This is a genomic window from Pseudoalteromonas sp. H103, from assembly GCF_001469205.1.
GTDB lineage: Bacteria > Pseudomonadota > Gammaproteobacteria > Enterobacterales > Alteromonadaceae > Pseudoalteromonas > Pseudoalteromonas carrageenovora.
The window spans coordinates 279,884-301,932 of the sequence record NZ_LOFG01000015.1 but is presented as its reverse complement, the minus strand read 5'-3'; the positions used below and the strand labels follow the sequence as shown (position 1 = coordinate 301,932).

Sequence of the window (22,049 nt, the reverse complement as noted above, 5' to 3'; positions counted from 1 at the left end):
CGAGTAAACAATTAATATGGCCACTATTTATGAAGTATCAGATCTTGCCGGTGTGTCGTTAGCCACTGTCTCGCGGGTAATGAACAAAAACACCCGCGTCAGCGAAAAAACAACCAAAAAAGTACTCGATGCCATGGCGCAGTTAGGCTACAAACCAAACTCTATTGCACAGTCTCTTGCCTCTAACCGTACTAATAGCGTAGGTATTTTAGTTTCAGAACTGCACGGTCCTTTCTTTGCACAAATGATGGCAGGAATAGAGTCTGAGCTTAGAGCCGCCGGAAAACATGTAATTATCACCACAGGCCACAGTGAAGACGATAAAGAAAAAGACGGTATCGAGTTTTTAATTAGCCGTAAATGCGATGCACTTATACTGCACGTTGAAGCCGTAAGCGATGAATACCTTATAGAACTTAGCCAAGGTAAAACCCCGGTTTACTTAATAAATCGCTATGTAAAACCACTTAAAGATAATTGTATTAGCCTTGATAACGAACTCGGTGGTTATTTAGCGAGTAAATCTATACTTGAGCAAGGCCACAAAAAAATAGCCTACATAGCAGGTCCGCAATTTAAAGCCGATGCTCGAAACCGATTAAAGGGCCATAAAAAAGCACTTACCGAGCATAATATCGAATTTAATAATGAGCTTTTTTACGAAGGCGACTTTAATGAAGTCGGTGGCACGCAAGCGTTAAAGCAACTGATTAATAAAAACATACCTTTTACAGCGTTAGTCTGTGCCAACGACGAAATGGCCTCTGGGGCAATGAAATATGCTCGTGAGCATGGTTATAATTTACCCAATGATTTATCGGTGATCGGGTTTGATAACGTTATATTTGCAAACTACTTGTACCCTACTTTGACAACTATAGATAACCCTGTAGAAAACATGGGTCAGATGGCCGCTAAAATGGTGCTTAAAGATATTTACCAATATAAAAACTTAGAAATAAATAGGGTATTTGAGCCAACGCTTATTAACCGTGATTCTACTCAGGCGTTATTAAAGTAAAAAAAAACGGCGCAAAGCGCCGTTTTTTTGTATCGAGTGTTAAAGACTTACTTTGCAATCCAAGGCGTTACTTTAACTACATTATTAATATTACCTAGTATGGTTGCATCGTCTTCCCAGTCATCTTCAACTGCAAAGTAACAAACTGATTTTTCACACTTAATATTTTTGTCAGCCAATTGTGTTGGTGCATTAAATGTAACCGCAACACCTTTTTGCTCTGGCAGTAAAAACCACATTAGCTTACTTACAAAAAAGCCGGACAAGTCAGTTAGCAGTTCATCTAATTCGGTATTAATGGTATATAAAGACTGCTTTGAAAGTGTCAGCCCTTCAAGCTCATTTGCCTCAATTTGCAATTTAAGTTGGCAATCATGGTTTGGGTTTTGCGGCTCAACAACAATAACAGCTTTGTCGGTATCGAGCTGTTTATCAAACGGCAAAAGTAATTGAGCTTTATCGGTAAAGTTAAGCGGGTATTCGTTGTTTTCAGTTAAAATTGTGCCGCTTTTTATTGCACACGCTTCGTTGGTCGCAATATCGCTAATGTAAAAGTTGACTCGTGCATATTGAAAATCGCCTTTATTGACAACCTCTAATCGATCATAAAATCCATCATACGACATAACAAATTCTTTAGCGCTAACGTTTAGTGCTACAGCACTTAGCAATAATAGTGATATCGCTTTAGTGCTTTTTAAAATACCTTTATTCATCAAAGTAAGCTCTATTTTGGTTAATCATTGTGTTTAGCTCTTCTATATAAGCTTCGCCACGCTCTGAATACGACATTAAACCATGCGTTAGCTCCGTGGCTAAAATTGGCTTTTGCTCTAAACGTAAGTTTGCACGTATAGCGCGCAGCTCTTTGTAAGCATTATGAGTATTTATATTTTTAAAGTATGAGCTAACAGCTGCACGTACCGACTTAAACGCAGCAACTTCGTGTGCAGCCCCTGTGTTTCTGCGCTTTGGTACCATGCCACAGCCTTTTGAGTAACACCACTGACCAAAAAAGTTAAGGCCTATGCGTGCAAACCGTGAAGTACCCCACGCCGATTCATTCGCAGCTTGCATTAGCGCAAGCTCTTTAGGAATAATATCCACACGGCGCAGCGCTTGAGTAATATTAAGCGTATTAACCGTTTCAGGTAAGCCGTACGACTTCAATATTTGAGCCGCATCTTTGTTTTGTTTTTTCAAAAGAGGTTCGTTATTTTCAAGCATCATACGAGCAATTTCTAATTTTGCACGTTGCTGTAATATTTTTTTATTTTCAGCATCTACATGTGGTCGAATAAAGCTAAAAAAGGCATGCTTTTTTTCTTTTATATCAGCAAATTCAGAAAATTTTGGTAGCTTAACGTTATGAAGTGGTTTTTCTATTTTCTTAACTTTTTTTGGTTGTTCAGACGTTTGCTCGTCTAAATCAATGTCATCGCTTTGTATAAACGGGTAAGCAAGTGCCCAAACAAAAAATCCAGTTAGTAAAAGCTTAAAAATCGTTTTTAACATCTATTCTCTCTATTAATATTAGGGCGTATTGACCTTTAGTGATTAAGTTTGCAGCAGTGTGTTTGGCATTTAGGCAAAGCAGAGCCTATGTAGTGTGGTTATTCCCCATAAATAGGCGATAACGCAGCATAAATGCCAAACATGCGCTGCCCAAAGGGTTCTTCCTAAGGGCGATTAACTCATTGTTGCTCAATTTTTACTTATTCTTACATGGATGTAAGCCAGTAGAATAACGCAGGAGCAGTTATCGAGCCCACTAGGTTACAAATCTCTCGCCGCGATAAAATCGCCCCTAGATTGAACAAATTTAATCCACAAAGATCAACACGCCCTGCTTATGCATGGGTAATACACATACATACGAACGCGCATTATACCTAAGCCACTTTATAAAGGCGAATAACGCACTTTGTTCATTCGCAATTTATAACCGCAAAGGTATACTGAGCTAATACCGTGTTTAATAAAGTTTTGTGAGTAAAGCAGTATGGATAAACAATGGCAAAGCCGAATAATAGAGCAATATAAACACCGCCCAAACGATAATCGCTCACCCTGGCAGGTAGATCGTTCTCGTATTATTCATGCAGCAGCATTTAGGCGCTTACAAGCTAAAACTCAAATTATGGGGATTGGCCTTAACGATTTTTATCGTACACGTTTAACGCACTCTTTAGAGGTATCGCAAATTGGCACCGGCATACTGCGCCATTTAAGAACTCAACACAGTGATTTTGAGCACTTTCCTTCAACTGGGCTACTTGAAACCTTATGCCTAGCGCACGATATTGGCCACCCGCCCTTTGGCCACGGCGGCGAAATAGCCCTTAATTACATGATGCGAGATCACGGTGGTTTTGAAGGCAACGCGCAAACCTTACGTATTGTTGCAAAGCTTGAGCCCTATTCGAATGGTCATGGCATGAACTTAACACGCCGTACTTTACTGGGCTTTATCAAATACCCTGCATTTATAAACGAGTTATGGCACACCATTCCAGAGGTAAATAACACACGCTCATTTATTAAAGCTGATGATTGGCGACCCGCCAAAGGATTGTATAACGATGATTGCGCTATATTTAACTGGATCATAGAGCCCCTTAGTCAAAGCGATAAGCAGCTTTTAAGTAACAATGCACCTATAGATAAATACCGCGCCAAAACAACGTATAAATCACTCGACAGCGCCATAATGGAACATGCCGACGATATAGCCTACGCAGTGCACGACCTAGAAGATGCAATCGCCACGCAAGTGCTCACATTAGATGATTGGCAAACCCATGCTCTGCCTCATTTAAAAGCGCTTAACTTTGATTGGTTAAACACTATGCTTGAATCTCTCACGCAGCGTTTATTTTCAAAGCATGACTTTGAACGAAAAGATGCGATAGGCGAGCTGGTTAATACCTTTATTATTCATATACATTTAGATATTCAAAACGATGCGTTTGAATGCCCTATTTTAAAGTACACCGCAAAGTTAGACGCGCAATACGAGCACGTACTACAAATACTCAAGCATTTTGTATTTCAACGCTTAATACGCGACCCCGAGATGCAGCAGATAGAGTTTAAAGGTCAAAATTTACTAATAGAGTTATTTACAGCGTTTGCAAGCGACCCGCTGCGTTTATTACCCGAAACAACTCAAGCACTTTACATAGACGCTGAAAAACAAAACCAAGGGATGCGAATAATTTGCGACTACCTAAGCGGCATGAGCGACGAATACGCTTATAAAACCTATCAGCGTTTATTCTCACCCGTACAGTAGTGCCTATGTGCAATAATACTTAATTAAGCGAATTGGTATAATAAGCCGTAATCAATATTAAAAAGGCCGAGTAAATTAAATTTACTCGGCCTTTTTGCTTAGCTAGTTAGCGCTTTTATAAAGACTCAATACCCATGTTATATAGGGTAAAGCCAAATATATCAGCGTATTGCTCAATCGTTTTACTTGTTGGCGTACCTGCGCCATGCCCTGCATTTGTTTCTATGCGAATAAGCGTTGGATTACTACCTGTTTGCTTTGCTTGAAGCTCAGCTGCAAACTTAAAAGAATGTGAAGGGACAACGCGGTCATCATGATCGCCCGTGGTGATCATCGTAGCTGGATATTCAACACCTGTTTTTACATTATGAAGTGGTGAGTACCCTTTTATGTATTCAAACATTTCTTTACTTTGCTCACTGGTGCCATAGTCGTATGCCCAGCCAGCACCCGCGGTAAATGTATGATAGCGCAGCATATCAAGTACGCCTACAGCAGGTAGAGCCACTTGAAATAAGTCAGGACGCTGCGTCATTACAGCGCCAACTAATAAGCCTCCGTTAGAGCCACCACGAAGTGCTAAACGCTTTTTAGAGGTGTATTTTTTATCTTTTAAATATTCAGCTGCGGCAATAAAGTCATCAAACACATTCTGCTTTTGAAGTTTTGTTCCTGCATTGTGCCAGTCTTTACCGTATTCACCGCCACCACGAATATTAGCAACGGCATACACGCCACCTTGCTCAAGCCACACAGCATTAATCGGGCTAAAGCTTGGTGTTAAACTAATATTAAAACCACCGTAACCATATAAAATAGTTGGGTTTGAACCATCAAGTTTAATGCCTGTTTTATAGGTAATGACCATCGGAATTTTTGTGCCGTCTTTTGATGTGTAAAACACTTGCTCAGACGTGTAATCGTCGCTATTAAAATCAATAGCCGACTTACGATAAACACCCGATTCACCAGTTGATACATCAAATGTATAGGTTGTGCCCGGTGTTGTGTAGTTAGTAAATGAGTAATAAAGCGTTGTTTGATCTTTTTTACCACCAAACCCACGTGCGGTGCCTACACCCGGTAAGGCAATTTCACGAATCAACCCACCTTTTTTGTTGTACTGTTTTACCTTCGAAATTGCATCAACCATATAGTTGGCAAAAAAGGTATCGCCACCTTTTGTAAGATTTAATACGTTTTTTGTCTCTGGAATTAAATCGACCCAGTTATCAGGTGTTGGATTGGCAGCATCTACTGTCACTACTTTTTTGTTTGGCGCATTTAAGTTAGTAACTAAAAACAGCTTACTACCTTCGTTATCAATAACTGATATATCTGAATCAGTATTATCAACAACCGTTATAAATTCACTGTTTTCTTTTGTTAAGTCTTTTATAAATAGCTTATTACCTGAAGTAGACATACTTGCCGAAATAATTAAGTAATGACCATCATGAGTTACATCAGCGCCAACATAGCGGTGTTTTTGCGCATCAGTTTCACCAAACACTACATTGTCGGTAGATTGCTTTGTCCCTAATTTATGATAATACGCTTTATGCTGATCAGTTTTAGCCGAAAGCTCACTGCCTTTAGGTTTATCGTAGCTTGAATAATAAAAGCCCTCGTTACCTAGCCAATCAATACCGCTAAATTTAACATCAACAAGTGCTTCCTCAACTTGCTCTTTAGTATGAGTATCAATAACAATAATTTTACGCCAATCACTACCGCCTTCAGATATTTGATACGCTAATAATGAGCCATCTTTTGAAAACGATAAACCCGACATAGACGTCGTGCCATCGTCACTAAATTTGTTTGGATCTAAAAATACTTCAACTTCACCGCCATTTTTACTGCGATACAAAACATATTGGTTTTGTAGTCCATCGTTTTTGTAAAAATAGGTGTAATCGCCTTCAGTGAAAGGAGGGCCTATTTTTTCGTAGTTCATTAGTTTTTCAAGGCGCTGCTTTAACTTATCGCGATAAGGTATTTGCTCTAAATAAGAAAACGTTAAATTGTTTTGCGTTTTAACCCAATCAGCGGTCTCTTCGCTCATATCATCTTCTAGCCAGCGATAAGGGTCTGCAATAGTTTCTTCAAAATAGGTATCTACTACGTCACCTTTTTTTGTTTCTGGGTATATAACTGCGTTAACTTGTTTCATAGGTGGTTTTACTTCTTCTTGCGTTACCGTATTGGTTGGCTCTGAACAGCCACTAAGTGCTACAAGTAGAGCACATGCTAGAGTATGTTTAAACATTAGGAGTTCCGTTCTTCTTTGTTATAAATAATAGCCTTAAGCTATTAACTTTTAGCTCTTCTGTCTATTCAGATGCGCTATGTAACATTTATTGCTGTAAACAAATGTAAACTTAAGCTTTAATGGTATTTATAATTAATAACAATAAAAGACTACATTATGGAAAACGAACACACGTTTAAGAGCTTTAAAGCATTTTACCCTTATTATTTAAAAGAACATCGAAATGTTACCTGCCGCCGTTTACACTTTGTGGGCAGCGTACTTGTACTTGCAGTTATCGTAATTGCACTATTAAAACAGCAATATAGCCTATTATGGTTATTGCCTGTTATTGGCTACGGGTTTGCTTGGATTGGGCACTTCTTTTTTGAAAAAAACCGCCCCGCAACTTTTAAATATCCTTTTTATAGTTTGTGGGGAGATTGGGTAATGTTTAAAGATATGCTAACTGGCAAAATAAAATTTTAACTTATTTTTATATCAATTTTTTATAAAAAGGCAGTTTCTTCTATATTTAAAGTATAGGCGTTTATTACAACGTACTTATTTTTCAAACGGCTTTTAAATGTTAATTTAATTAACATTTAAAAGCCATTTTTTATTTTTATGTTTTAAATTTATTTATAATTAGATCTTAATTAATTGCCAAGCCAATAAAAATAGACCTTTACAAACAATCACTTTAAATTACCACCTCATCTTACCAGTTAATTAAACGTTAACCTGCCATTGTAAAAATAACTTATTACTCATCAGTAACTTACACATCTCTATTTTTATATAACTAAAATCACTTTGAATATAAAAATTAGTAAAATGTAATTATAAAAACATTCAGTTTAATTGAATGTTATTCAATTGACTCAGTTTGTTAATGCCGTATATGTTCTAAGTAACAAAGCAATTTGTTAAAAACAGGCTTATATAAAAGCCTAAGTAAGCCCAAAGGGTTTACTTATACAACAACAAAATAATTCAATGGGTTTGAGGGAAAAACAACATGAATAAAAGACCATTATTTAAATTACAACAAACTGCACCACAAAAACTGCTGGCGTTAAGCGTATCAGCAGCCTTACTGGGTAGTTTTTCAATTAATGCTGCAGAGCAAGAGCCACAAGCACAAAAAGACATAGAACAAATAAGCGTTATTGGCTCTCGCCGATTAGGCCGCACAGTAGAAGACAGCGCTGTGCCTATTGATGTTATTGGCGCCGATGCACTTAAAAGCTCAGGCCTTACCGAAACAAACGCATTATTAAGTAACTTATTACCAAGCTTTAACTTTCCGCAGGCATCTCTTACTGATGGTAGTGACCATGTACGCCCTGCACAGCTTCGTGGTTTAGCACCCGATCACACTCTAGTACTTGTTAATGGTAAGCGCCGTCACAGTAATGCATTACTTAACTTAAATGGCTCAACAGGTCGTGGCTCTTCGTCAGTAGATTTAAATGCAATACCAGCAAACGCTATTGAGCGCATTGAAGTATTGCGCGATGGTGCAGCTGCGCAATATGGCTCTGATGCAATAGCGGGTGTTATTAATATTGTACTTAAAAGTGCAAGTAGCGGCGGTTCTGTAGCTGCAATTTATGGCGCAAATGTAACCGAAATGGACGGCGTTCCCCAGCTTGAATCTGTATCTGAGGGTAGCGATGGTAATTTAGCATTTACTGAAGGCGGCGATCGCTCATTAACCGACGGTCAAACATTAACACTTCAAGGCAATATGGGTTTTGAACTGGGTGAAAATGGCTTTTTAAACATCTCAACTGAATACCGCGACCGCCACTCTACAAACCGTTCAGACTACGATCAACGCGAAAACTACGATCGCTTAGATGATGGCTCACTCGACCCTCGTGAACTCACCGTAAATCGTTACAACCATAACTTTGGTAATGGTGATGTAGAAGATTTCTCTGTTTTTTATAACTCAGCTCTACAACTCACTAACGATGCTGAGCTCTATTCATTTGGTTCTTACTCTAAACGTGAAGGTGAAGGCGGCGGGTTTTATCGCCGTGCAAGCGACAGCCGTAATATAGAAGAAATTTACCCTGACGGCTTTTTACCGGTGATCACGTCAGATATAAACGACTTTTCATTAGCGCTTGGCGTTAAAGGGTTTTTAAGCGAATGGAATTACGATGTATCGGCAGTCTATGGTCAAGATGCATTTGAGTTTGGTGTTATAAATAGCTTAAATACATCATACGGCCCTACTAGCCAAACAAGCTTTGATGCCGGCACCCTGACTTACGATCAGCTTACTTTAAACGTAGATTTTAATCGCGAAGTAGATGTAAGCTTTTTAGACAGCTCGGTAAGTGTTGCTTTTGGCGCAGAGTATCGTACAGAAGGTTACGAAATTGAAGCCGGTGAAGAAGCATCATACGCTCAAGGGACATTTGGCCCAGGTGGCGAGGTTACTGGTGAAGATGGCCCGTTTGGTGCTGCAGGCTCGCAAGTATTTCCAGGCTTTACCCCAGAGTCTGAAGGTGACAACAGCCGCCACAATGTTAGCTTTTACATCGATTTAGAAACCTACCTTACAGATGATTGGAACATAGCTGTTGCAGCGCGTTACGAAGATTACTCTGATTTTGGCGATACGCTCAATGGTAAAATTGCAACGCGTTATTCGCTCACTGAAGATTTAGCCATTCGTGCATCGGCATCAACAGGTTTTAGAGCGCCCTCTTTACAACAGCAATACTTTACATCTGTTGCAACAGTATTTGTTGATGGCGAGCCAACCGAAACAGGTACCTTTGCACCAAGTAGCGATGTAGCAAAAGCCCTTGGCTCACCAGGTCTTGATGCAGAAGAAGCCACTAACTACGGTGTCGGCTTTACGTGGTCTACCGACTTTAACTTCAGCTTATCGGTTGATTACTATCAAATATTAATTGATGACCGTATCGTTTTATCTAACAACTTGTCGGGCGATGCAATTGAAGAGCTATTAGCAGGCACTGGCGCAACACAGGGTCGTTTTTTCTTAAATGCGATTGATAGTAAAACACGTGGTGTTGATGTAGTTGCTTCGTACAATGTAGCAACCGATGGCTATGGCGATATTGCCTTTAACTTAGGCTACAACTACGGCAAAAACGAAGTAACAAATATTATCGACCCACCAGCCGAGCTACAAGGAGCAGGATTCGATCAAGACAACTTATTCTCAGGCACTGAGCTGCGTCGTTTTGAGGTAAGTACACCCCGTAACAAATACAATTTAAGTGCTACGTGGACTAACGATGATATTCGTACCACGCTTAGAACAACCCGTTACGGCGAAACTCAAGATCCATCATCTACGGCTGAACTAAATGAAGTGCTAAAACCAAAATGGATCACCGACTTAGACATCGGTTACGCGCTTACCAATAACGTATCGTTGAGCGTAGGTGCAAATAACATTTTTGATGTATACCCAGATGCAACACGAGAAAACGTTGAAGAGCTAACAACCTTCTCGCGCTTATTTGCTTACTCTAGCTTCTCACCGTATGGATTTAACGGACGCTACGTATACGGCAAAATAGAAATGAAGTTTTAACTGTACCAAACTATTTAAAATACTTAAAAATACAAAAGCCACCTAATCGGTGGCTTTTTAATGTAAGCTTATAAAATCAATTAGATTTTAGTTAACCAACCGTGCTTATCTTCGCTTCTGCCCCATTGAATATCGTTCAATGCTTGGCGTAAGCGTGCTGTAGTTGGGCCTGGCTCGCCAGTGCCTACTTTGTATTCTTTATCATTATGAATAAACGTACCCACAGCAGTAAGTACCGCAGCTGTGCCCGAAAGTGCAGCCTCTGTACCTGGTTTAGCTGCGCGCTCTAGTAGCTCAGTAACACTAAAGTTACGCTCACTTACAGTCATACCTAAATCTTTGGCTATGGTTAAAATACTATTACGCGTTACACCATGTAAAAACGTGCTATCAAGCGCTTTAGTAATAATTTCGTTGCCATCAATTAAAATAAAGTTAGCTGCGCCAGTTTCTTGTACGTCGCCACCTGGGCAAAATAAAATTTGATCTGCTTGATACTTTTCACGTGCAGCACTAATAGGTGCAAGTGCACTGGCGTAGTTACCACCGCTTTTAACCATACCCATATGCGGCGCACAGCGCATGCCGTCTTCTTCAAGTAATACACGTAGTGCGGTAGCACCGCCTGCAAAATAATCGCCCACAGGCGATAATAATGTATATAAAAGTGAGCTCATAGACGGTGCTGCCGCTTTACCAATTGCAGCCTCAGTGCCTATGTGGGTTGGGCGAATATACATAGAGCCTGGTGGTAATGGCGTTTCGTCTGCGTATTCGCGCACTATTTCTAAAATCATGTTTTTTAACATATCGCCATCAAAACTAGGTAAACTCAACAAAGCAGAGCTTTGCTGCATACGGGCAATATTTGCATCCATTCTAAAAATATAAACAGAACCATCTTCACGACGAAAGGCCTTTAAGCCCTCAAAGCATGTGCTTGAATAATGAAGAACGTGCGCACCAGCATGAAGTTCAAGTTTATCGGAAGGGACAATTGAGCTTTCGCTCCATTCATTATCAGAAAAACGAGCTTGAATCATCTGCGGCATAAACACGGTACCAAATGCGGCCATTTTAATCTCTCTTGTGTGGTCTATTTTTCTCCATTGTATGACATTCACACATCATTTAACCATAGCTAAAGTAAGGCTTTTTTAATTAACCAAAAGAATTTTTTGCAAGTACTGTTTATAAATTAAACACATTGCGAAGCGCATACAAAAAAGCCGATTAATATATGCTTATTAATCGGCTTTTTAAGAGCGTATTATTTATTTGAACGAGTATCTAATAATACGTTTTAATACCGAGCTGTACTGTTTAAAAAAGCCACCTGTATGATAATCAATACCGTGCTTTTGCATAACAGCTTGTACTTGTGGTGCCACTTCTTGATAGCGTGACGATGGCATATCAGGAAATAAATGATGCTCAATTTGACAGCTCAAATGCCCAGTTAAAACATGAAACCAATGCGGCCCTTTAATATTAGACGAGCCCAATACTTGGCGATAATACCACTGCCCTTGGGTTTCGTTTACGCAGTCTTCTTCTTTAAAGGTTTCAGTCTCTTCGGTAAAGTGCCCACAAAATATTATGGTTGATGTCCATAAATTACGAATTAAGTTTGCCACTAAATTACCCGCTAACACCCATAAAAATAAAGGCCCTGCAAGTAATGGGAAGATCGTATAATCTTTAATTAACTGGCGAGCGCCCTTGCTAAAAAAACGTTGTTTTAAAGTAGCGTGCGATACACCCCCTTCACGGTTTTCCTTCTTTTTACCAATAAACACGCGTTCAGCTGCCAGCTCGTGATACGACACCCCCCACTGAAAGAGCACACTTAAATTAATATACGTAAAAAACTGCCATACATTTTTAAAGCGCCATTTAAAGTCATCACTTAAGCGTAATAACCCATAACCAAAGTCTCTGTCTTTACCAATAATATTAGTATACGTATGATGCTCAAAGTTATGTACGCGGTGCCAGCTTTGCCCATCACACGCTATGTCCCACTCAAAATGTTGTGAGTTAAGCTGTTTGTCGTTCATCCAATCGTATTGGCCGTGCATAACGTTATGGCCAATTTCCATATTGTCTAAAATTTTAGCAAGCGCTAATAACAGTACACCAGCAACCCACAGTAATGGCTGAATAAAACCAAGCATAAGCAAAATTCGCCCGCTCCATTCACACACTCGCTGTTTGCGTACAACAGCGCGAATGTAATCAGCATCTTGTTGCCCTACTTTGCCAAGCGTATCCATTTTTATGGTATCTAAATCGCTTGCAAGCTGATCAAAGTTTATATTTTTCATAATTGTAACTCCAAGTCGCTAACAGGTTGGCTTACACAAAGTTGAATTAATTGCTCGCCGCTGTCACTCAGTTCACCTGTTTTTAAATTGCGCACCACGCCTGATTTTTTAATACATTGGCATTGATGGCAAATACCAATACCGCAGCCACGTTTAACCGGTAATTGTTTTGCTTCAAACTGAGGCAATAAGGCATTATTGGCGCTTACTACATAGGCGCTGCTATTAACCTGCACATTAAATTGGCTGTCGTCGTTTAACGTTGGCAGTGCTAAACCAAATGCCTCTTGGTAATAATTTAAATCGTGCTTTATAGCAAAATCACTCACCGTTTGCATAAAGCCCGCTGGCCCACAGCAGTATATATCTGGGTTTTCCCAAACATTAATGTTGCGAGTAATATCACCCGACTGTTCACGCGTTAACAGTAAAAAAGAAAAGTGCGAAAAATCCCCAGCTAGTTTACTTAGCTCATCAACACATTGATGCTCTGTGGCTTTAGCAAAATATATTAACGACACTTTTTGCGACGTAGTATTTAAATGCTCACTAAGCATGGCAAACATTGGAGTAATACCTGAGCCACCTGCAATAAAAGTCGCAGCTTTTTGCGTGTTTTTATAAACAAACTCACCACTTGGCGCCGAAATATTGCACCACTCACCCACTCGTAAAGCACCGCTTAAAAGGCGTGTAAAACGCCCTTGCTCATTAGTTTTAATTAATAAACGCACCAACCCCGTTGTTTTAAATTGCTCGGGGCTTGAGGCAAGCGTAAATACCCGCGTGAGTAACCGGCCATTAATTTCTATGGTTAAACTAATATGTTGCCCAGCCGTATGCGCCTGCCAATGTTTACTTGGTTTAAGTAATACACTTAAAAAACTGCCATTTAATTCATTTATTTCAGCAATCTGCGCCCTGAATAAATTAGCGCGCCATGCTGGTTTAAAAGTTTGCATAATTGGCTCTATGTAACCTGCAAAACTTTGATGGTGTAAAAACCATTTAGAAAATTGGTTTAATACCTGAGTCATCATCATGGTAAATCTCTACTTAAACTAAATTACTTTGACCGTACACGTGTACGCTCAAACTTCAGCGCACAAGTGTACGCCCAAAAAAATAATTTTCAACCGTATTAGAGTAAATATTCAACTTTACTTAGCGTTAATTGATAAAACAGATTTGTGGTTAAAAGACATTTTATTAAAAAATAAATGTGCATTTTTCATTCAACTCAACGCTTAACAAAATTATTTATGCCATGCTAAGGTTATGTAAGATTGGATTAATTTTGGAAGCCATTATGATCAACTCAGTACCACATAACACACTCCCTAAACTAATAATTGCGGGCTTAACTGTTGCAATGCTTGGTATGTCTACACCAGTTAATGCTAATAATGACTATATAAAAAACTACAAACAGCTCGATGGTTTAGCGCTTAGCGTTAACGCAGTAACAGCGGCAGAAGGTGTGGTTATACCTTGGGCTATTGAACCTTTAGCAAATGGTGACTTATTAATATCTGAACGCAGTGGTACATTATTTTTATTGCCTAAAAATACCACTACATTAACTAAAGTGTCTGGGCTACCTAAAATAGATGCAAATGGCCAAGGTGGATTGCTTGATTTATCACTGCACACCGACAGTAAGCAAAATCAATGGCTGTACTTTAGTTACTCAAGCAGTGAGGGCACTCGAAGTGGAAGTAACACCGACCTTATGCGCGCTAAGCTAAATGATGATCATACCCAGTTATCTGATCAGCAATTGCTATACAAAGGCGAACACAACAGTACTAAAGGCCAACACTATGGCAGCCGTATTGTGTTTGATGATGAAGGTTATGTATATTTTTCAATTGGCGATCGCGGCTCGCGCACTATAAACCCACAAGATCTAACCCGTGATGGCGGTAAAATTTATCGCTTACACGAAGATGGTCGTATTCCTAAAGATAATCCGTTTGTTAAACAAAAAGATGCAAAACATGCAGTTTGGTCCTACGGGCACCGTAACCCACAAGGCATGTGGTTTGATAAACAAAATAATATTTTATGGTCTCACGAACACGGCCCTCGTGGCGGCGATGAGCTTAATATAATAAAAAAAGGCGCTAACTACGGATGGCCTGTTGTAAGTTATGGCGTTAATTACAGCGGCACCAAGTTTACAGACCTTAAAGAAAAAGACGGCATGCAATCCCCCGTATTACATTGGACTCCTTCTATTGCTCCCTCCGATATGTTGTATGTAACGAGTGATAAATACCCAAAGCTGAAAGGTAAGCTATTACTCGCATCTATGAAGTTTTCTTTTATTAGCGCACTAGAACTCTCAAAGAGTAAGGTTGTTAAGCAACATAAAATACTTGATGGAATAGGCAGAGTTCGCAGTTTAGCGCAAGGCGCTGATGGGTATATTTATTTAGGCATAGATGGTCAAGGTATTAAACGCCTAGAGCCGCAAACGTAGACCCCTTAAACATAAGCCTCTTAAACATCAAAGTATAATGAATACAGCGTTTGCCTTATTTAATAAGGTAAACGCCTTGTCACTAAAAGAACTATTTATCTCTTTGTAGCGTACGATAAAGCTATAATTACTGTAAATTTAAGAGAGTCACCATGTTTTCAATATTCAAATCAGATCCAACAAAAAAGTTGCGTAAAGAGTACGACGCAAAATTAGAGCAAGGTATGCAGGCACAGCGCAAAGGCGATATTAAAAGTTACGCCATGTTAAGCGCAGAAGCCGAAAAAATCTGGAGTGAAATAGAAACTCTAGAGGCTAAAAAATCCAAATGATACCAATCGTGTTAAGTTATTAGTCATTTATAGCGACGGATAAATAAAGTGATAACAAGGCATAAATTTCGACATGCAGTTGTTCTACATGAAAAATTTATAACGCCGTTAACGCTTTATTTAGCACGTTAGAAAGGCTAAATATTTAAGTCGATTGGTATAAACATCGTGTTTGCCCTGTTTAAAATGAAGGAAGACGCGTTTAGTAAATAATTCATCACCTCTTTGTTTTATTGCCTCCACCAGCCAAAAATCACCTTTTATAATAAGCTTATACAAAAAAAGTGTACTTGAGGCCGTTACTTACCTTATCGCCACCGTTTTTAATGAATATTCAATGATTTTAAAAAGTGTTTTGGTTTTTCATTTTTAAAAATTTAGTTGCTACATTTACTAAAGCGACCGCATTTTTCATCCTAAGTCAAAAAATGAGGATGCTTACCTCTTTTCTGCCTGTTATGAAAAGAACACCCCGACTTAAAGTTTAACGCTCGCAATGTGTTACAGGATTTGTTATTAATATCAAAAATCATTAAGGGGATATACTTTACTCATAAAAAGAGGAAAGTGTCCTTTGATAAAGTTGTTATGTGCTTAAATAATGATGAGCATGCTTCAATTCAAGGAAATGAATATTTTGACATTAGATGATTACAGAAACGAATTTGAAAAATCTTCAAACAGATCTGTTTCAATGCCAATAGCAGGAACAATTGTTTGGGGGTTAGTTGCCCTTTTAAGTACGCAATTTAATGAAAATATCTCTGTATATATTTTACTTTTTGCTACAGGTGGAATTTTTCCAATAGCTTTAATAATTGCTAAAGTTAGGAAGGAAAATTTAGTTTCATCATCAAACCCTTTAGCTAAGTTGATGGGACTGTGCATCTTAATGGTTAATCTTCTATGGGCTGTTCACATTCCATTGCTTTTAAACGCCCCTGAATTTGTTCCTTTAAGTTTAGGGGTTGGGCTAGGACTTCATTGGGTAGTTTATTCATGGATAATTAATCATCCTGTAGGAATAATTCATGCGGTATTGAGAAGTATTTTAATCGTAGTAGCTTGGTACTTGTTTCCTAATGACGGTCTTTTTGCTATTTCTTGTGTTATTGTTTTAACCTATTTAATAAGTATTTATCAAATGTTAACTAGAAACGTACACAGCACATAACAAGTGACTATGGTGTCAATTCCTAATTTTAAACCAATTTAGGATCCCACATGACACCATCTCGCACCATTGAATTTATGATTACTACCAGCTTTCGTATGCACGCAATTATAGCTACTTTTTAGGCTTTCCTGCTTTGACCATCCGTTGATAAAGGTCTTTAAATTTAGAGTTGCACTGAATGGCTGACATCATTGCCATATACATGGCAGTTCTAATTTTAGGTCGGCCGCCACGTATCATTCGCTTACCTTGATACACACCACTTTCACGATTAAATGGGGCTACACCCACTAAAGAAGCTGCCTCTTTGTTGTTCACATAACCTAACTCAGGCATATCACTAAGCAAGTTAAATGCGACCACATTGCCAACACCAGGCACACTTTGGATAATGGCATTTTTTGCTTTGTATTCGTCACATTCCTCAATCAGTTTTTGAAGTTTTAAATCGACTTTATCTATTTGGTTTTTCAGTGCAGTTAAGATAGGTTTTATGAGTGACGATAGTGTTTTTGGCATTATTTGAGAACGATTTTTCTCCATCGTTTGCATATCCATTAACTGGCGTCTTCTCGAGAGTAAATCACTCATCAAGCGCATTTGCTCTGGCTTTAAAGATGATAAAGGCGGTTTAATCGCTTCACCAAAGTGAGCAATAAGTTGTGCATCAAGTTTATCCGTTTTTGCTTTTTGGCCGATAGCGCCTGCGAAGCGTTTATGTTCACGGGATTAGCAATAACGAAGGGAATATTCGCCTCAGCGCAGGCTATAATAAAAGGCTGTTCAAGACGTCCAGTTGTCTCAATAGTAACGCGTGTTACTGGGTGTTTTTTTAAGATTTGAATGGCGTGTTTAATGCCACTTTGATTGTTTTCTACAGTAAAATAAATGTCTAAAGGCCTGATATAAATATCGAGTTGTGTTTTACCTGTATCGACACCGACGTTAATTTCATTTTGATTATTTTTTGTATTCATAATAAGCTGACTCTGCCTTGCTATTCGGGCTCGAGGCCCCGTTGACTATCCGAGTTTAATGCTTGGAGTTTATACAGCGTTTTAACTTGTTACCGGTCTCTCAATAGAGGAGCCTACGCTCAATCGAACTACTGTATAAAAGGCTTTGGTTGCAGCCAAAGCTTGGGCCTCACATTACCCGAACTAGGTTAGAATAATAATTAATTTATGGAGTTATTATCCATACAAGTCACTCAAAAGGACTGTGCTCCTCACCCGTTTTAGTGGACACCTCCTCATCACTATGAGGAGACTAAAATGCCTAGATATACTCAAGCTAGAAAGACACGGTTTTACCCAGTTAATTTCAAAATCAAAGCAGTCGAACTAAGCTTACGAGACGATGTCTTGATAAAGGAGGTTGCTAAGACGCTTGATATTCATCCGTTAATGCTCAGTCGTTGACGAAAAGATTCCTATATTAAACGTCGATAATAAAGGCTGGCGTCATCAAAAGTTTATTCTTAAATTAAGTTCAGCATTACTATTTTAATCGCACATAACATTGACCTAGCCCCAAAAATTAATTTGATTTCGAAAAGTGATAATGTTCAATTTTATAGAGAGTATGAGTGGAATAAAAAAGTGGCCGTAGTACACTGGACTCATAAAGATCCCAACGGATATCATGTTGGTGGTTGGTTAAAACACAAAGGTAAAATATACCAATAGCTTTATAGCAATCTGTTAAAGTAAAAAGGTAAGGAAAACGAAAATGACAATGCAATGGATCGCAATTTTGGCGGCTTTAGGCTGGTGTTTATTACAAGTAATACTTTTGCTTATATCTTCACAATGTATTTTTTTAATGATCGAGTTTCGCTCTGATAATGAGCATAAACTGTATCAAAAACTTCTATCAAACTTTATTAAATATCTTTTTTACTCCTTATTTATTTTACCACTCATCTCTCTAGGTTTGTTTATATATGGTGTTATTAACATTAAAGAATGGTGTGAACTTAAGCCTGGATTGTGGGTATTTGCTGCTTGGTGGGTGGCTCTATTTGTACTTTCTTATGCTCTATCAATGAAGAAAAAACATCGTATTTAAAAGAGTATTAATATCTACCGCCAAAAAGTTTATAACATCAAAAAACAGCTTACTAATTAGCTATATAGTGAATCATAAAAATAATAACCCCACTTTAGAAAGTACTCTCTACTTACTATCACCATACACATTGGCAGGATTTATTTGCATTAGCAGTGCGGGGTTGTCTATTGGCTTAAACCCATATTGCGCGTACAGACTATGCGCATCAGAAGTCGCTAATAAAAAGCGCCTGAGCCCTTGCAGCTCAGGGTGTTCTACAATCGTTTTTATGAGTAACTTGCTCAGACCATTACCTTGCAAATCTGGGGTAATAAATACATCAGCCAAATAGGCAAAGGTTGCTTTATCGGTCACTACTCGGGCAAAGCCAACTTGTTCGTTATGAGCGCTGTAAACACCAAAGCACATTGAGTTATCAATAGCTGATTGCATCACGCTTTTAGGAATGCCTTTGGCCCAATAGCTATTTGCAATAAAGTTATAAATAACGTTAAAGTTAAGTTTGCTTTTGTCTGTGCTAATTGAGTAATCACTAGCGTTTGCAGTCATAAGTTAATAGTCTTTTTTAACAATGTTTTTATAAACATTTCTATAGAATGTTCCTATAAATAATCTTTAACGTTTTTTAGCTGTTCGTCGTGTACTTTTGAAAGCACTAACAATGAACAAATAGCCCCAAATAACGCAAGTCCCATATCTGATTGGGTATCCCACACGTAACCTTGCGTGCCTAAAAATGCTTCTGCGTTTTCGCCGCTTAATACTGCAACCCACCACTCTAATAGTTCGTAAAACGCGCTAAATGCTAAACATATCGAAATAACAAAAGTGATTAACCAGCCTTTACCATTTACTACGTTTTTACGTAGTAATATTTCACGCGCTAATAATGCAGGTACAAACCCTTGAAAAAAGTGTCCTACTTTGTCGTAGTTGTTGCGATCACTGCCAAATAGGTTATCGAAAAAAGGGACTTCGGCGTAGGTGTAATGCCCGCCAATCATCAGCACAATGCAATGCGCTAAAATAAAGGTGTATAAAATGGGGGTGAGTTTAAAATGCTTATAGCTGCTTGCCATAAGCACTAAACCTATGATTGCGGGGATAACTTCTAGCAGCCAAGTAAACTGATCTTTCGGGTTAATTCCGGACCAAATTAATACAATAAAAAACAGCCCAAGCCATACATACTTCATTTAGAATCCTTGTCTAAACTGATCAAATTTACAGCATTTTATATCTCTAAATCGCCCGATGCTACCTATAGTTTGTTTTAGCTGTTAATCGATTAAATAAACGAGGAAAAAAACGTTTAATTGTAGGCGCTAAGCCACTTAAGCCTTTGCCAACAATAACTTCGTCTTTTTTATTATGAATTGCGTGAATCATTTTTTTAGCGGCTACACTTACATCCATACCATTTTCTATTGAGTGCTCTGGCTTGTTTTGCGCTATTCCTTGCTCGTTTAACGAATTATGTGCAATGGCTGTTTTAATAGAGCCTGGGCAAATAGTTAAGCAATGAATGTTATGCTCAGCAAGCTCTGCACGCAGGCAATCCATAAAACCCACTACCGCATATTTTGAGCCTGAATAGCCCGTTCTAAATTTAGAGCCTACTTTACCCGCAACGCTACTAATTGAGACTATTGAGCCTCTGCGCCTTTCAACCATAGTAGGCGCTACCGCTTTAGTGAGTGCAATGAGGCCAAAATAGTTAACTTCCATCAACTGGCGGTAAACATTAAATTCGTTTTCTAAAAATAAACTGCGCTGCGATACCCCACCGTTATTAATTAAAATATCGATAGCAGGTAATGTATCGAGTAAATCAGTAACCTGAGCCAAAACAGCCTCAGGTGCTGACAAATCAAGAGGCACAATAATGTGCCCATCGCCGTGTAAACTTTGCTTTAATTCGTTAAGTTTATCAACGCTTCTAGCTGATACAATAACGTTGGCACCCAGTGCTGCAAACTGTATTGCGAGCTCCTTGCCAATACCTGATGATGCGCCTGTGACCCACACTGTTTTATTTTTATAGTTCATGTGTTTAGCCTTTTATGTTGTCAGGTGCGAGGGCGTATTAAGTTATTACTTATTTATAAAGAGGTTAACCCTTTATTTAGCACGCTAGAATGACTAAATATTTAAGTCGCTTGGTATTACGCTTTTGTTGGACCTGCTATTGCGTTAACTTCGCCTTCTAATGTTTTATAAAAACCCATTAAAAATAGCAGCTCAACAGTTACATACAACGGGCCAATAATTAAACCGATTAAATCATCTACAAAGGCGGGTTTTTTTCCTTCATAGTAATGGCCAATAAACTGCAGCACCCAACCAAATACAAACACGCCCACACCAATACTTAACCAAGGCCAAAAAGCCATAGCTGCTATAGGCTGCGCGGCAACCAGTAATAATGTAAATAACACGCCCATAATAAACCCAAGCGAAATGCTCAGCATAAAATAGTAAACAACAGAGGCAAGTACAAACAGCTGTGCGCCATCTATAACTACACTACCAAGTGGAATTTGAATACGTGCCAGTAAACACAGCGCTGCAAATACAATAAGCGGTATACCAAAAAAGTGAGTAAGCACATTACGTTTAGAGCGGTGGTACAAACCATAGGTACCTAGTTGTTGTTGAAGGGTTTTCATTATGTTGTCCTTTTTTTATTTGCCAAGCTAACTTTAGCAAAAGTTAACTTGGCAACAATGTCACATACCCGACATTTATAAAATTAAACAAACTCTAATAAACAAGCGCTTCTAGGAGCTTTGTAAAAACCTTTTAAAAAAGAGCTAATAGCTACGTTTGTGTAGCGAGCACTTTTAGCTTTTGCTTATCTAAAATAGTAATGCGCTGATAGCCTAAACTTATCGCTTTAAGGCTTACTAAGTGCTGTAAAATTTGATTAATAGTTTGACGTGTTAGGTAGCTCATGTCGGCAAGTTGTTGCTGAGACAAAACAAGTGCTTTGTTAACGTCGCTATGCTCACTTAGCATTAAAAGCCGTTTACACACTTTTTGCTCGGCAGTTAACAAGGCTTGATCTTCCATAGAGCTAAACATTACTCGCAGCTTTTGCGCTAGTAATAGCCCAAAATCTTGCCAATATTTGGGTTGCTCATTTAAAAGTTGCCCAAGACAGCGCTGTGGTACAAAAAATAACGTCACATTTGTTTGTGCGTGTACGTCGTGAGTACGTAAGCCGCCATCAAATAACGTTAATTCACCAAACCAAAGTGACGAATCGATAAAGCTAAGCACAGCTTCTTTGCCCTCACTACTTACGCCACTCACTCTGACTACGCCAGAGAGAACAGCATACAGCCCATCGTGTTGATCGCCGCGTAAAAACAAAGACTGCTGAGCATTAAGTGACAGTGTTTTACCTTGCGTAAGTAAAAAACTTTTTAAATAAGGGCTTCGGTTTTTAAACCATTCGCCTTGTTCAATTATACGTTGTTGCTCGGGGCTCATA

The 22,049-nt window shown here is 38.7% G+C and carries 20 protein-coding genes and 2 pseudogenes; 10 read left to right on the top strand and 12 right to left on the bottom strand.

Annotation, left to right across the window (positions count from 1 at the left end; translation table 11 throughout):
- The first annotated feature begins 16 nt into the window (after window positions 1-16).
- Window positions 17-1,021, top strand: coding sequence for a LacI family DNA-binding transcriptional regulator (locus ATS74_RS11170; RefSeq protein WP_058548971.1), 1,005 nt, complete (start codon window positions 17-19; stop codon window positions 1,019-1,021).
- Window positions 1,022-1,068: 47 nt separating this feature from the next.
- On the opposite strand, the gene ATS74_RS11165 is transcribed toward ATS74_RS11170, so the two are convergent.
- Both ATS74_RS11165 and ATS74_RS11160 read right to left on the bottom strand, forming a co-directional pair.
- Complete coding sequence (locus ATS74_RS11165; RefSeq protein ID WP_058548970.1) at window positions 1,069-1,737, bottom strand: DUF2987 domain-containing protein; 669 nt, start codon at window positions 1,735-1,737, stop codon at window positions 1,069-1,071.
- Entirely contained in the window at window positions 1,730-2,536 is an 807-nt protein-coding gene (locus ATS74_RS11160) for a glucosaminidase domain-containing protein (protein ID WP_058548969.1), read from the bottom strand. The genes ATS74_RS11165 and ATS74_RS11160 overlap by 8 nt, the downstream gene beginning before the upstream one ends.
- Before the next feature lie 487 nt (window positions 2,537-3,023).
- Between ATS74_RS11160 and ATS74_RS11155 the strand changes: the two genes are divergently transcribed.
- Complete coding sequence (locus tag ATS74_RS11155; RefSeq protein ID WP_058548968.1) at window positions 3,024-4,316, top strand: anti-phage deoxyguanosine triphosphatase; 1,293 nt, start codon at window positions 3,024-3,026, stop codon at window positions 4,314-4,316.
- 115 nt (window positions 4,317-4,431) lie between these two features.
- On the opposite strand, the gene ATS74_RS11150 is transcribed toward ATS74_RS11155, so the two are convergent.
- Entirely contained in the window at window positions 4,432-6,588 is a 2,157-nt protein-coding gene (locus ATS74_RS11150) for a prolyl oligopeptidase family serine peptidase (RefSeq protein WP_058548967.1), read from the bottom strand.
- 159 nt (window positions 6,589-6,747) lie between these two features.
- Here ATS74_RS11150 and ATS74_RS11145 point away from each other — a divergent pair, with 159 nt between their 5' ends.
- Both ATS74_RS11145 and ATS74_RS11140 read left to right on the top strand, forming a co-directional pair.
- Entirely contained in the window at window positions 6,748-7,059 is a 312-nt protein-coding gene (locus ATS74_RS11145) for a DUF962 domain-containing protein (protein ID WP_058548966.1), read from the top strand.
- Window positions 7,060-7,591: 532 nt separating this feature from the next.
- Entirely contained in the window at window positions 7,592-10,159 is a 2,568-nt protein-coding gene (locus ATS74_RS11140) for a TonB-dependent receptor plug domain-containing protein (RefSeq protein WP_058548965.1), read from the top strand.
- Between the two features lie 80 nt (window positions 10,160-10,239).
- Here the strand turns inward: ATS74_RS11140 and ATS74_RS11135 are convergent, their stop codons facing one another.
- The 3 genes from ATS74_RS11135 to ATS74_RS11125 all read right to left on the bottom strand — a co-directional run bounded on the left by ATS74_RS11135 (window position 10,240) and on the right by ATS74_RS11125 (window position 13,526).
- Window positions 10,240-11,241, bottom strand: coding sequence for a branched-chain amino acid aminotransferase (locus ATS74_RS11135; RefSeq protein WP_268801296.1), 1,002 nt, complete (start codon window positions 11,239-11,241; stop codon window positions 10,240-10,242).
- Window positions 11,242-11,433: 192 nt separating this feature from the next.
- Complete coding sequence (locus ATS74_RS11130; RefSeq protein WP_058548963.1) at window positions 11,434-12,486, bottom strand: fatty acid desaturase family protein; 1,053 nt, start codon at window positions 12,484-12,486, stop codon at window positions 11,434-11,436.
- A complete protein-coding gene (locus tag ATS74_RS11125) occupies window positions 12,483-13,526 on the bottom strand; it encodes a flavin reductase family protein (protein WP_058549167.1) in 1,044 nt (347 codons plus the stop codon). The genes ATS74_RS11130 and ATS74_RS11125 overlap by 4 nt, the downstream gene beginning before the upstream one ends.
- 269 nt (window positions 13,527-13,795) lie before the next feature.
- Between ATS74_RS11125 and ATS74_RS11120 the strand changes: the two genes are divergently transcribed.
- The 3 genes from ATS74_RS11120 (at window position 13,796) to ATS74_RS11110 (ending at window position 16,477) form a co-directional block, all read left to right on the top strand.
- Entirely contained in the window at window positions 13,796-14,971 is a 1,176-nt protein-coding gene (locus ATS74_RS11120) for a PQQ-dependent sugar dehydrogenase (RefSeq protein ID WP_058548962.1), read from the top strand.
- A gap of 152 nt (window positions 14,972-15,123) precedes the next feature.
- The gene (locus ATS74_RS11115) at window positions 15,124-15,303 is read left to right on the top strand and encodes a DUF6435 family protein (RefSeq protein ID WP_058548961.1); all 180 of its coding nucleotides are present in this window, start codon (window positions 15,124-15,126) and stop codon (window positions 15,301-15,303) included.
- Window positions 15,304-15,940: 637 nt separating this feature from the next.
- Complete coding sequence (locus ATS74_RS11110) at window positions 15,941-16,477, top strand: DUF7010 family protein (protein WP_058549166.1); 537 nt, start codon at window positions 15,941-15,943, stop codon at window positions 16,475-16,477.
- 28 nt (window positions 16,478-16,505) lie between these two features.
- Here ATS74_RS11110 and ATS74_RS11105 read toward each other — a convergent pair.
- Window positions 16,506-17,457: pseudogene (locus ATS74_RS11105) on the bottom strand (IS110 family transposase).
- A gap of 297 nt (window positions 17,458-17,754) precedes the next feature.
- On the opposite strand from ATS74_RS11105, the pseudogene ATS74_RS11100 reads away from it, so the two are divergent.
- From ATS74_RS11100 to ATS74_RS11095, 3 genes and pseudogenes are all read left to right on the top strand, one after another.
- Window positions 17,755-17,898, top strand: a pseudogene (locus ATS74_RS11100) (transposase); the annotation flags it as partial.
- 126 nt (window positions 17,899-18,024) lie between these two features.
- Window positions 18,025-18,168 (top strand): DUF3465 domain-containing protein, encoded by a 144-nt coding sequence (locus ATS74_RS20235; protein WP_232007048.1) that lies wholly within the window; start codon window positions 18,025-18,027, stop codon window positions 18,166-18,168.
- A gap of 43 nt (window positions 18,169-18,211) precedes the next feature.
- Window positions 18,212-18,550, top strand: coding sequence for a hypothetical protein (locus ATS74_RS11095; protein ID WP_058548960.1), 339 nt, complete (start codon window positions 18,212-18,214; stop codon window positions 18,548-18,550).
- Between the two features lie 108 nt (window positions 18,551-18,658).
- On the opposite strand, the gene ATS74_RS11090 is transcribed toward ATS74_RS11095, so the two are convergent.
- The 5 genes from ATS74_RS11090 to ATS74_RS11070 form a co-directional block, all read right to left on the bottom strand.
- Window positions 18,659-19,102: a GNAT family N-acetyltransferase gene (locus tag ATS74_RS11090; RefSeq protein ID WP_058548959.1), complete on the bottom strand. Its 444-nt coding sequence runs from the start codon at window positions 19,100-19,102 to the stop codon at window positions 18,659-18,661.
- A 53-nt stretch (window positions 19,103-19,155) separates the two neighbouring features.
- Entirely contained in the window at window positions 19,156-19,749 is a 594-nt protein-coding gene (locus tag ATS74_RS11085) for a DUF2238 domain-containing protein (protein ID WP_058548958.1), read from the bottom strand.
- A 61-nt stretch (window positions 19,750-19,810) separates the two neighbouring features.
- On the bottom strand, window positions 19,811-20,602 hold the full coding sequence (locus ATS74_RS11080; protein WP_058548957.1) for an SDR family oxidoreductase: 792 nt from the start codon (window positions 20,600-20,602) through the stop codon (window positions 19,811-19,813).
- A gap of 116 nt (window positions 20,603-20,718) precedes the next feature.
- A complete protein-coding gene (locus ATS74_RS11075; RefSeq protein WP_058548956.1) occupies window positions 20,719-21,222 on the bottom strand; it encodes an Mpo1 family 2-hydroxy fatty acid dioxygenase in 504 nt (167 codons plus the stop codon).
- A 151-nt stretch (window positions 21,223-21,373) separates the two neighbouring features.
- Window positions 21,374-22,048 (bottom strand): Crp/Fnr family transcriptional regulator, encoded by a 675-nt coding sequence (locus ATS74_RS11070; RefSeq protein WP_058548955.1) that lies wholly within the window; start codon window positions 22,046-22,048, stop codon window positions 21,374-21,376.
- Window position 22,049 lies beyond the last annotated feature (1 nt).

Excerpts from the sequence above, each read along its gene's own strand:
- ATS74_RS11170 (WP_058548971.1), top strand. The coding sequence starts at position 17 with ATGGCCACTATTTATGAAGTATCAGATCTTGCCGGTGTGTCGTTAGCC.
- ATS74_RS11165 (WP_058548970.1), bottom strand. The coding sequence starts at position 1,737 with ATGAATAAAGGTATTTTAAAAAGCACTAAAGCGATATCACTATTATTG.
- ATS74_RS11160 (WP_058548969.1), bottom strand. The coding sequence starts at position 2,536 with ATGTTAAAAACGATTTTTAAGCTTTTACTAACTGGATTTTTTGTTTGG.
- ATS74_RS11155 (WP_058548968.1), top strand. The coding sequence starts at position 3,024 with ATGGATAAACAATGGCAAAGCCGAATAATAGAGCAATATAAACACCGC.
- ATS74_RS11150 (WP_058548967.1), bottom strand. The coding sequence starts at position 6,588 with ATGTTTAAACATACTCTAGCATGTGCTCTACTTGTAGCACTTAGTGGC.
- ATS74_RS11145 (WP_058548966.1), top strand. The coding sequence starts at position 6,748 with ATGGAAAACGAACACACGTTTAAGAGCTTTAAAGCATTTTACCCTTAT.
- ATS74_RS11140 (WP_058548965.1), top strand. The coding sequence starts at position 7,592 with ATGAATAAAAGACCATTATTTAAATTACAACAAACTGCACCACAAAAA.
- ATS74_RS11130 (WP_058548963.1), bottom strand. The coding sequence starts at position 12,486 with ATGAAAAATATAAACTTTGATCAGCTTGCAAGCGATTTAGATACCATA.
- ATS74_RS11125 (WP_058549167.1), bottom strand. The coding sequence starts at position 13,526 with ATGATGACTCAGGTATTAAACCAATTTTCTAAATGGTTTTTACACCAT.
- ATS74_RS11120 (WP_058548962.1), top strand. The coding sequence starts at position 13,796 with ATGATCAACTCAGTACCACATAACACACTCCCTAAACTAATAATTGCG.
- ATS74_RS11115 (WP_058548961.1), top strand. The coding sequence starts at position 15,124 with ATGTTTTCAATATTCAAATCAGATCCAACAAAAAAGTTGCGTAAAGAG.
- ATS74_RS11095 (WP_058548960.1), top strand. The coding sequence starts at position 18,212 with ATGACAATGCAATGGATCGCAATTTTGGCGGCTTTAGGCTGGTGTTTA.
- ATS74_RS11090 (WP_058548959.1), bottom strand. The coding sequence starts at position 19,102 with ATGACTGCAAACGCTAGTGATTACTCAATTAGCACAGACAAAAGCAAA.
- ATS74_RS11085 (WP_058548958.1), bottom strand. The coding sequence starts at position 19,749 with ATGAAGTATGTATGGCTTGGGCTGTTTTTTATTGTATTAATTTGGTCC.
- ATS74_RS11080 (WP_058548957.1), bottom strand. The coding sequence starts at position 20,602 with ATGAACTATAAAAATAAAACAGTGTGGGTCACAGGCGCATCATCAGGT.
- ATS74_RS11075 (WP_058548956.1), bottom strand. The coding sequence starts at position 21,222 with ATGAAAACCCTTCAACAACAACTAGGTACCTATGGTTTGTACCACCGC.
- ATS74_RS11070 (WP_058548955.1), bottom strand. The coding sequence starts at position 22,048 with ATGAGCCCCGAGCAACAACGTATAATTGAACAAGGCGAATGGTTTAAA.